Raw genomic sequence first — 1666 nt, 5'->3', positions numbered from 1 at the left:
GGATAGATGGTATTATAGATGAGCACTCGACGAGAGGGCACAGGGACATTGAAAACTGAACAGTAAACACGTCAATAAAGATAGGAAAAAAGAAAGAGTCAAGAAGACATGAAATTGTCTGAAGATAGAAAAGGACAATGGAGAGTTTGATCCTGGCTCAGGATGAACGCTGGCGGCGTGCCTAATACATGCAAGTCGGACGCAATGCTTCGGCATTGAGTGGCGAACGGGTGAGTAATACATAAGCAACCTGCCCCTGTGAGGGGGATAACTGCTGGAAACGGCAGCTAAGACCGCATAGGCATACATGACGCATGTCGAGTATGTTAAATATCCTACGGGATAGCACAGGGATGGGCTTATGACGCATTAGCTAGCTGGTGAGGTAGAGGCTCACCAGGGCGACGATGCGTAGCCGGCCTGAGAGGGTGGACGGCCACACTGGGACTGAGACACGGCCCAGACTCCTACGGGAGGCAGCAGTAGGGAATTTTCGGCAATGGGCGAAAGCCTGACCGAGCAACGCCGCGTGAAGGAAGAAGTCATTCGTGATGTAAACTTCTGTTATAAAGGAAGAACGGCGCCTGTAGGGAATGACAGGCGAGTGACGGTACTTTATGAGGAAGCCACGGCTAACTACGTGCCAGCAGCCGCGGTAATACGTAGGTGGCGAGCGTTATCCGGAATCATTGGGCGTAAAGAGGGAGCAGGCGGCAGTGCAGGTCTGCGGTGAAAGCCCGAAGCTAAACTTCGGTAAGCCGTGGAAACCGCACAGCTAGAGAGCATCAGAGGATCGCGGAATTCCATGTGTAGCGGTGAAATGCGTAGATATATGGAGGAACACCAGTGGCGAAGGCGGCGGTCTGGGGTGCAGCTGACGCTCAGTCCCGAAAGCGTGGGGAGCAAATAGGATTAGATACCCTAGTAGTCCACGCCGTAAACGATGAGTGCTAAGTGTTGGGGGTCAGACCTCAGTGCTGCAGTTAACGCAATAAGCACTCCGCCTGAGTAGTACGTTCGCAAGAATGAAACTCAAAGGAATTGACGGGGGCCCGCACAAGCGGTGGAGCATGTGGTTTAATTCGAAGCAACGCGAAGAACCTTACCAGGTCTTGACATGGAGATAAAGGCTCTGGAGACAGAGAGATAGCTATATCTCACACAGGTGGTGCATGGTTGTCGTCAGCTCGTGTCGTGAGATGTTGGGTTAAGTCCCGCAACGAGCGCAACCCCTGTTGCCAGTTGCCAGCATTAGGTTGGGGACTCTGGCGAGACTGCCTCTGCAAGGAGGAGGAAGGCGGGGATGACGTCAAATCATCATGCCCCTTATGACCTGGGCTACACACGTGCTACAATGGACGGATCAGAGGGAGGCGAAGCCGCGAGGTGGAGCGAAACCCAGAAACCCGTTCACAGTTCGGACTGCAGTCTGCAACTCGACTGCACGAAGCTGGAATCGCTAGTAATCGCGAATCAGCATGTCGCGGTGAATACGTTCTCGGGCCTTGTACACACCGCCCGTCACACCATGAGAGTTGGTAACACCCGAAGCCGGTGGCCCAACCGCAAGGAGGGAGCTGTCTAAGGTGGGACTGATGATTGGGGTGAAGTCGTAACAAGGTATCCCTACGGGAACGTGGGGATGGATCACCTCCTTTCTAAGGAG

General features: G+C 53.6%; 1 other annotated feature (cut by a window edge).

Features of this window, described 5'->3' with window-relative positions:
• The first annotated feature begins 134 nt into the window (after nt 1-134).
• Nucleotides 135-1666, top strand: a sequence feature (most likely nonfunctional fraction of RNA operon) (it continues 2922 nt past the right edge of the window).

The sequence above is a fragment of the Clostridium sp. AUH-JLR23 genome, assembly GCF_964238065.1.
Lineage (GTDB): Bacteria > Bacillota_I > Bacilli_A > Erysipelotrichales > Coprobacillaceae > Allocoprobacillus > Allocoprobacillus merdigallinarum.
Note: the sequence above shows the minus strand (reverse complement) of the source record. Positions and strands in the feature narration are given on the sequence as shown.